At 37.8% G+C, this 9,753-nt stretch carries 3 protein-coding genes; 1 reads left to right on the top strand and 2 read right to left on the bottom strand.

The window, feature by feature from the left end; genetic code table 11:
- Window positions 1-5,529, bottom strand: a 5,529-nt coding sequence (locus ACJJVJ_RS00025; protein WP_405368079.1) for an Ig-like domain-containing protein, incomplete at its 3' end; no start/stop codon positions are given.
- A gap of 392 nt (window positions 5,530-5,921) precedes the next feature.
- Here ACJJVJ_RS00025 and ACJJVJ_RS00020 point away from each other — a divergent pair.
- Complete coding sequence (locus tag ACJJVJ_RS00020; RefSeq protein ID WP_405368077.1) at window positions 5,922-7,541, top strand: peptide chain release factor 3; 1,620 nt, start codon at window positions 5,922-5,924, stop codon at window positions 7,539-7,541.
- A gap of 114 nt (window positions 7,542-7,655) precedes the next feature.
- Here the strand turns inward: ACJJVJ_RS00020 and ACJJVJ_RS00015 are convergent, their stop codons facing one another.
- Window positions 7,656-9,647 (bottom strand): OmpA family protein, encoded by a 1,992-nt coding sequence (locus tag ACJJVJ_RS00015; protein ID WP_405368075.1) that lies wholly within the window; start codon window positions 9,645-9,647, stop codon window positions 7,656-7,658.
- Between the last annotated feature and the right edge of the window lie 106 nt (window positions 9,648-9,753).

The raw sequence follows: 9,753 nt of genomic DNA, 5'->3' as shown, positions 1-9,753 counted from the left end.
CGCAACCACTTCATCATCTGCTACTGGTGATAACTGTGGGAAAGTAATGTCTACTTCTCCAACGTCTGTTAAACCATCTTCATCTGTTAGTGTATACTCAAAATTGATTGGCTCTGTGCTATCCGTTGCTGGTGCTACATCTAACGTTCCATTTGTATTTAATGTCACCATTGTACCGTCACTCAACGTTACTGTCGAACCTGGTGCTATTGGTGTTACTGTTCCTGTTAATGGATCTGTAATCGCTGTTATCATTAAGTTAGCGTCTTCTCCATCTGGATCTACATCGCCATCTAATACGTTGATGTTTGCTGTTGTGTTTATCGTTCCAGACACAACTTCATCATCTGCTATTGGTGGAATAGCGAAGGCTGCACTAACACCTACTGGATCAGAAACATTGCCTTCATCATCTGCTACAACGTACATAATATCCATCGGACTACCTTCGTACAATCCAGTACAACTCACATCTGGTATTCCAGCTGCACTACAAGGAGTGAATGTAATTGCTCCAGTCATAGGATCAACAGTCCATTCTCCAACACCAGGTTCTACTAAACTTGTCACAGGAACACCTGGGTTTGCTGGATCTATTATCATTACTGTAGTAGGATCTACAAGATCACCATCAACATCATTTGCTAATACATCAATCACTGCAGGATTCCCTAGCATAACACCTGTAATCTCATCTGCAGTTGCAACAGGAACATAATCTATTGTTACTGTAGCTTGGTTAGAAGTATTACCTGCATTATCATCTATAGTATATGTTGCAGGAGATGTTGGATCATCATTAAAACCAGCTAATGGTGCAAAACTAATTTCACCGTTTACAGGATTAACTTCCCAAACTCCTTCACCAGGAACTGTGTACCCAATAATATCACCATCTGCATCTGTCTGTACCATCGTAGCTCCAGCTGGAACTACTAAACTCACAGTCATTACATCTAAGGTACCGTCAGGATCTGCATCTGCAGCATTGCCATTACTAGCTGTCGGATCTAGACTCACCGTATCACCAGGTGTACTCGGAACGCTTACATCATCTTGCGCTATTGGATCAACACTAGGAACTGTTCCTTGATTATTTGCGTCTGTTGATAGATCTTGATTATTAGCTGTATCTGGATCATCTTGATCTGCTTCTACAGTAGCACCATTTGAAAAGGCTCCCTCACTATCAATTGTTGCTGTAACTGTTATCGTCACATCATTTGCAGCACCGGAAGCAATACTTGCTATTGTACAAGGAAATGCTGTGCATGCACCACCAGATACATTTGTTATTGTTAAATTATCAGGAATATCTGTAACTACAACATTTGTTGCTTCATCTGGACCTGCATTACTTACAGTTAATGTATACGTCACTGTATCTCCTACTAAATAAGGACTACTATCGACCAATACTTTATCAATACTTACATCAGCCTGCGCGATAGTAAGTGTAGCAGAACGTGTTTCTGTAAAACATACATTATCATCATGGCTTACTACAACAAAATACTCAGTGCCCTCTAAACCGGTAACATCATTAACTGTTAGTGCATTTGTATTTTCACCACTATAATTTGAATCTGACGCACTAATTAGTGTTCCTGAAGTATCTGGATCACCTATATACCACATGTAATTAATTCCCGCATTTGCATTTCCAGGAGTTCCATAATCTGGAACACCTGCTGTAAAACCGGTAGAATTATCTGCTGTTGCTGTAACAGTGAAAGTAGCAGACTCACCTGTTGTAGCGGTTTGGTCAGCAGGCTGCATTGCTACCACATTCACTTGTGTTGCAACTATTTCATTTCCGTTTGCTCCATCGTAACCTCCAGTTGCAGGAGAGCTTCCTATTACTAGTCCATCACTATCTACAGTAGTTGGTATCGCCCCTAAGATTCCATCACCATTTGGATCAAGACCTCCTGATTCCAATACGTCATCACAACCGTCGTTGTCGCTATCTAAATCTAATGAATCAACAACTCCATCTCCATCTACATCTGAACAACCTATTGGGATAAACGCAAAACCTTCAAAATTTGTATTCACATTAGAATCAGTATCGTAATTTAAGACAAAAGGATACGTAGCACCTTCTAAGTCGATATCTAAAGTCCATCTAGAAAACTGAATTTGACGAGTTCCTGAATTTAAACTTAGTACATCTCCAGAAGAAATTACAGCTCCATCTGCATGACTCACTATTTCACCTAGAGGATCATTTAACACTGCAGAGGTACCTCCAGGCCAAGTCAAAGTTATTTCCTTGATTGCATTTTGCCCAGCAAACGTGGTCCCTGGAGCAGCACTTGCTACTCTCAAGCTTGATAATTGTCCATTCTGTAAATTATCTAATGTTAGTGTTAGATCCATTTCACTCAACCCAGCAAGTTGTGGTCGACCATTATCACCTTCATCCCAAGTAACCTGTAGCCCTTCTGTTATCCCACTTATCTGCCTAGTAAGCGTTACTGGCTCCGTGGTTCTCGGATCTACTATAAGTGTTGGTCTACGTTGAAAAACAAACGGATTCACAGTAGTAGTCGCCAATTGAAAATCTAAAGTAAATAGATCTCCTGCGTATTGTCCGGATATGGTTTGCGTACCAACTCCCGTAACTCCTACTGGCAATAACACTCCACATTCCACAGTATCTAAAATCCCATCATTATCGTCATCAAGATCACAAAAATCTGGCACGCCATCTAAATCTGCATCCACAGTATCATCTCCTCCAGGGCAAATATCTACATCATCTAACACACCATCACCATCTGAGTCAACACTAACCATCGTTAAGGTTGCACATTGTGTTTCTGAAATACATACATTATCAGGATGTGTAATTACTACACAATATTGATTACCACTATCTGCAGCTGCTGCAGTAAATGAGTAGCTAGCATTAGTTTCTCCAGCAAGCATAGTCCCACCAGAATTAGGATCACCTAAATACCATTGGTATGTTGTAGCAGGCGTAACATCACTAGCACTCGCTCCACTATAATCTGGAGTCGTACTAGGTGCAAAGCCTGCAAAGTCTGTAGTACTGGTTGCGGTAACATCCACCATAAAGGTGACTGTATCACCCTCCATAGCAGTTTGACTTACAGGCGCAGTATCTACCACAACTTGAGTCGCTACTATCTCAGCACCACTTGCGCCATCATAACCTCCAGTAGTATCTCCACTTCCTGTAGTTACTAGACCATTACCATCTACTGTAGTTGCTGTATCCCCTAAAATACCATCGTTATCATTATCAGTTCCACCAGATTCTAAAACATCGTTACAACCATCGTTATCGCTGTCTAGGTCTAATGAATCAAAAAAACCATCTCCATCTGTATCAGTAAAACATCTTGATGACGCAGCACCATTCTGAATGTCAAAATCATCCGCCGGTATAAAAAGTTCAAACTGTACAACAGCACCAGCCGGAAGACCAAAAGGCAAAGTCACTACTATTCCTGCAAACCTCTCTGGATTTGTTGCAATATTTGAATTAAAAGCGGTGTGATCAACAAAATTAGGTCCCTGACTAGAAGGCAAAGAATTTGTAAAAGTTGCACCATTCATAACCATAATTTCTGCATCACCACCTTGATCAGTTGCATCATCCGCATTAGTATTCCCACCAGAGGGCGTTGTAGCAACAAAATATGGCTCATTTGGTAGAGGACCTGCACCATCAATATCAACAAAAAGAGTTAAAGTCGATCGTGGAACCGCACCAGAACTTCCATTATTCCACCTAAAATCAAACGATACAGTAGAACTACCAGCCTCTACAAACCCTGGAGGACAAGAACCTACAGTTCCAGAAATCACAAATGGCGTATTGTTGTTCACAGATTGCGCACCATTTAATGGGGTTAATTCAAAACCAGCTACCCCTTCTTCTGTATCTAAAATCCCATCATTATCATCGTCAAGATCACAACTGTCACTAATACCATCACCATCATTATCTGGATTTCCAGATGCTAGTGCATCACACGGATCTGGAAGAGATGTTAACACTGCTGATCTATTTTCGGACACACACACATTTTCATCATGACTAACAACAACAAAATAATCAGTATTGTTTAATCCAGAAGAGTCATTAACTGTTAAAGTATTTGTGTCTGCGCCACTATAGTTAGTATCTCCAGGAGCAATAGGCACTCCTGAAAAATCCGGATCACCTATATACCATTGATAGCTTAAACCTCCATCCGCATTACCAGGAACACTATAAGTAGGTGAACCACCGGTATAAAACGTAGCTTCATCTGCACTAGCTGATACTGTAAAGCTCACAGAATCACCCTCAAACACAGTTTGATCCATAGGGTTTCCAGCAGCAACATTAACTTGCACCGCATTCAACTCATTTCCACTAAGCCCATTATACCCTCCAGCTACCGACCCAGAACCTGTGACACGGCCAGCACCATCAACAGTTGTTGGCAGTACACCAAGTACTCCATCGCCATCAGGATCTAATCCACCAGATTCTAAAACATCACTACAGCCATCACCATCACTATCAGTATCAAAACAATTTGCAACACCATCATTATCTGTATCAAAAGGAACATCTGTAGTAAATCTAAAACTATCAATACCGTGAAAATCTTCTCCAGCAGCACCGACACCATTATAAACTGAATTTCTTTTTATTTCTACTTGAGAAACAGGCGCAATACTAATAAACCCAAAAAATGATTCGATATTTTCCCCTGCTGTTATAGTACCTAATGAATTTCCTTGACCGTCAAAAACTGAAAAAGTTCCGGTAGTACCAGCAGCAACAGAAATAGCAGGACCAATTTGGTAAGAAAGAACACCACCAACATAAATCTGCCAAGTATCAATATAATTACCTGCACCATGATCCATAAAATCAATTAAATCAAACCCAAAAGCATAGACAGGTGTGGTAAAGTTTATAAATGTTGAAAACTCTAGATCACTATCTCCTTCTAAATTAGCTCTTCCAGGCTCAATTGATAATCCAGACCCACTAGCGCCAGAAACAAAAGAAGGATTTGTTGTAGAAGCAACGTTATAATTATTTGCAACCGGATCTACTGCATCATTTGAACCAGAGACAGAGCCAATTGAGAACGTTGAATTAGAAAAATTTAAATCGGATTGTATTGTCGCACCTGTATTAGTTACAGAAACATCCCATCCAGATTCGGAGTAACCTAATCCATTTGTGTTTCCTGCAATAACAAAGAACTGAACACCATTATCATTAGTATAATAAACTGCATCTGCTTCAACAGCTCCACCTGTAGGAGCAACGAAAGGACATTCTTCACTATCAAGAATTCCATCATTATCATCATCTAGATCATCTTGATTCAACACAAGATCTCCATCACAATCTGCCAGCGGACCTGGACACTGACTATAAGCCACATGAGAAGCCAACACAAACATAGCAGTAAAAACGAACGACTTGGTTCTAATAAGTCTACTTATCGTAGCAAAAACAAATTTTAAACTAGGAGTAATTTTTCCCATAGGTAGTATCTTTTTTTAGTTAACGGAAAATGCGATTCGTTAACATATATTAAACCAAATTAAGAATAAAAACAAAAAAGTGTGTTTACTAAGTTTTAAATTAACTATCAATCGTTTAAATACATATTATAACGATTAAAAACACGAACGCTCTTGTTTTATTCATTACAATCATACCACTCAACGATTTAATATTTTAAAATCAACATAAACTTACACCTATTGATAATAGAATTTAACTTAAAACATACCGAAATGATTGTGTTAGAGCCACTTTCGCGAAAGCGATATAGACCTAAAAATTCTTTTTGTAGCTAACTCCCGATATAAGGATGGATATTGCTAAAGTAAATTTCTACAGATCGAGATCTATTCTCTATTTTTGTAATCTTATGAATAAGAAACAATTTGAGAAAGAAGTCGCAAGACGCAGGACCTTTGGAATTATATCTCACCCAGATGCTGGTAAGACCACGCTTACTGAAAAGTTACTACTTTATGGTGGCGCGATTCAAGAAGCAGGTGCGGTAAAAAATAATAAAATCAAAAAAGGTGCTACCAGTGATTTTATGGAGATAGAAAGACAAAGAGGTATATCTGTAGCTACCTCTGTTCTTGCTTTTGAATATGATGGTATAAAGATTAATATCCTAGATACACCAGGACATAAAGATTTTGCTGAAGATACTTTTAGAACACTAACTGCGGTGGACAGCGTGATCGTAGTTATAGATGTCGCAAAAGGTGTTGAAGAACAGACTAAAAAACTAGTCGAGGTATGTAGAATGCGTAATATCCCTATGATCGTTTTTATTAATAAAATGGATCGTGAGGGAAAGGATGCCTTTGACCTCATGGATGAGATCGAACAGATGCTCGGTCTAAGGGTTACTCCTCTCAGTTTTCCTATAGGTATGGGTTATGATTTAAAAGGAATCTATAACATTCATAAACAAAACATTAACCTATTTACTGGTGCATCTTCTAAGGAAATACACAAGACTAAAGCTATAAGTGATATTAATGATGCTGAACTGGATAAACTAGTAGGCGAGCAGGCAGCAAGTACTTTAAGAGATGAACTAGAGTTAGTAGACGGCATTTATCCTGCATTCAATAGAAAGGAATACCTGGATGGGGATTTACAGCCTGTATTTTTTGGTAGTGCTTTACACAATTTTGGTGTAAAGGAATTGTTAGATGGTTTTATAGAAATAGCGCCAGAACCTAGGCCTAAAAAGGCAGAAGAACGACTGGTTGAACCTAAGGAGGATCAATTTAGCGGTTTTGTATTTAAAATTCATGCTAACATGGATCCTAAACATAGGGACCGACTGGCATTTATTAAGATAGTAAGTGGTGTTTTTGAAAGAAACAAGGCTTATAAACACATACGTCTGGATAAGAACTTAAAATTCTCTAGTCCTAATGCATTTTTTGCTGAGAAAAAGGAGATAGTAGACGAGTCTTTTCCTGGGGATATAGTAGGGTTACACGATACTGGTAACTTTAAAATAGGTGACACCTTAACATCTGGTGAAACCTTACATTATAAAGGGATTCCATCTTTCTCACCAGAGCATTTTAGATACATTAACAACTCTGACCCAATGAAGTCTAAACAACTTGCTAAAGGGATAGACCAATTAATGGACGAAGGTGTTGCACAGTTATTTACACTAGAGCTTAACGGCCGTAAGGTTATAGGTACTGTAGGCGCACTACAATTTGAGGTAATACAATACCGACTAGAACATGAATATGGCGCAAAATGTTCTTATGAAAACCTCAATGTTCACAAGGCTTGCTGGGTAGATGAAAGCGTTGCAAAACCAGAGGAGTTTACTGATTTTAAACGTGTAAAATCTAAATTTTTATGTAAGGATAAAAGAGGCCAATTAGTATTTCTAGCCGACTCTTCTTTCTCGTTGCAAATGACACAGCAGAAATACCCTAGTATCAAATTTCATTTTATATCTGAATTTGAGCCAGCTGCTGAGGCATTGGTATAGTTGATTAGTTCCGCTTTCGCGAAAGCGGAATTCCTATCATACAATAAAACAAAAAAAAGCTCTGAACTAGACAAGTTCAGAGCTTTTTTTTTAATACGATAATGTATTAGAAAATTAATCGCAGTTTTTATAGTTATCTAAACCAGTGACGATAAACTCTGATCTACGGTTAAGCTGGTGCTCTTCTTTAGAACATTCTACGTCGTTAGAACATCTATTTAACAGTCTTCTTTCTCCAAAACCTTTGGCAGTTAAGCGAGAAGCGTCAATACCCTTTGATATAAGCCAATTACGTGTGCTCTGCGCTCTTTTCTCAGAAAGTATATCATTATAGTCGTCTGGAGCCCTACTATCTGTGTGAGAGCGTATTTCGACCTTGGTAAGTGGATACAGTTCCATAAAAACTTTGATCTTTGCTAACTCAAATGCTGCATCTTTTCTGATATTAAATCTATCAAAGTCAAAATATATTTGCTCTATATCTAATAAAGGACCTATATCATCACAATCTGCCACTGCTATACGTGCTGTCTCTATCTCTAGTGGCACGTCCATAAACCCAGATTTTGTAGGTGTTGAGAATAGATCTTCGTCAGACGAATAATCTTCTTTTTCAACTCTCACAAAATACTGCTTACCACATTCTAGTTTAAAAACATACTTACCATTTTCACCAGTTACTAATTGATCCACCTTATTGTTATTAGCATCCATTACCATAACAGTAGCTTCATTCATAGGCTCTCCTGTTTTCTCATCAGTAACCGTACCTGTAACTAGAACCTCACAAGTTTCCCTAAGGTCTTCTAACTGTATGAATCTATAGATATCATCATCTCCAGATCCACCTGGTCTATTAGAGGTAAAGTATCCTATTTTAGTGTCGTCGTTAATGATAAAAGCAAAATCATCATTAGTAGTGTTAATAGGCTTACCAATATTAATTACCTTACTAGTACTACCGTCCGGACTTATTGAACTAGCAAATACATCTAGCCCTCCAAGACCTTGATGACCTGTAGAAGCAAAATATAATGTGTTTGATTTACTGACAAAAGGGAAAGTCTCTCTACCAGGTGTATTCACATTCTTAAGGTTTCTAGGCTCACTAAACTGACCTTCTTCAAGAATATCTACTACCCAAATATCTGACTTAGTAAAGTCTGAATTTATATCATAACCTACACTCCCAGGCATGTCACTAGAAAAATACAATTGCATTCCATCAGGACTTAAGGCAGGGTGTGCCACAGAGTACTCATCATTATTAAAAGGAAGAGATACAGGCTTAGACCATTTACCATTCTTTTTATAAGATCTAAAAATCTTAAGCTTATTCATTCCATCAATATCCTGTCTATAAACACCGTTATCATAGTTATTACGAGTAAAATACATCGTCTCACCATCTGCAGTTATAGCAGGAGTACTTTCATGAAACTTAGTATTGATATTACTAGACAATCTTTTAGGTGAGCTTAATTTACCAGTCTCATCGGCCTTTGCAGTATACAACTGTAAGAAAGGTTGATCATTCCATGTATGTCTTCTACTTACCAAAGAACCAGAATCTCTAGAAGTAGCATACACTACCTGACTTTCTGATTCATTAAAAGCAGGACCAAAATCAACCGTATAACTATTGATTCCTTTTGTGTTAACCACATCAAATCTACCGGATTGAAAATCTATTATTTGTAAATAATTAGGCTCTTCAGAATACATCTTAGATCTAACGTCAAAACCTTTAAAAGAATTGAATTTTGACATCAATCTATCTGCCTCGTCGTACCTACTTACCGATTTAAGAGATTGTGCATATCTAAAAAAGTACTCAGGTTTTGCATTATCCTCATATTCTTCAAATAGTTGATTATACCATTTATACGCCTTTTGCAGTTCGTCATTGAAGTAATACGTATCACCTAATTTTGCTAAAATTTCAGGAGATGCAAAGCCTTCTTCTACTAATTTTAAATAGATTTTCTGAGCTTCTATAAATGCTAAAGATTTAAATTTTTCATTTCCTTTATCTAACTTACCCTTTTGAGCATGTCCAAAAGAGAAAGCAAAAAGAATGATTAGTATGGATAGTTTTTTAAACATAATGTATGCTGTGTTTATTTTTCTTAGAAGAAACGTGGTGTAATGATACGATCGTAGCTGTTAAATAATTCAAATCTCATGAAAAGCTCATAACTACCGTCATTAA

The organism is Nonlabens sp. Asnod2-A12 (assembly GCF_045063745.1).
GTDB classification, from domain to species: Bacteria; Bacteroidota; Bacteroidia; order Flavobacteriales; family Flavobacteriaceae; genus Nonlabens; species Nonlabens xylanidelens.
This window is presented reverse-complemented; position numbering and strand designations above follow the sequence as displayed.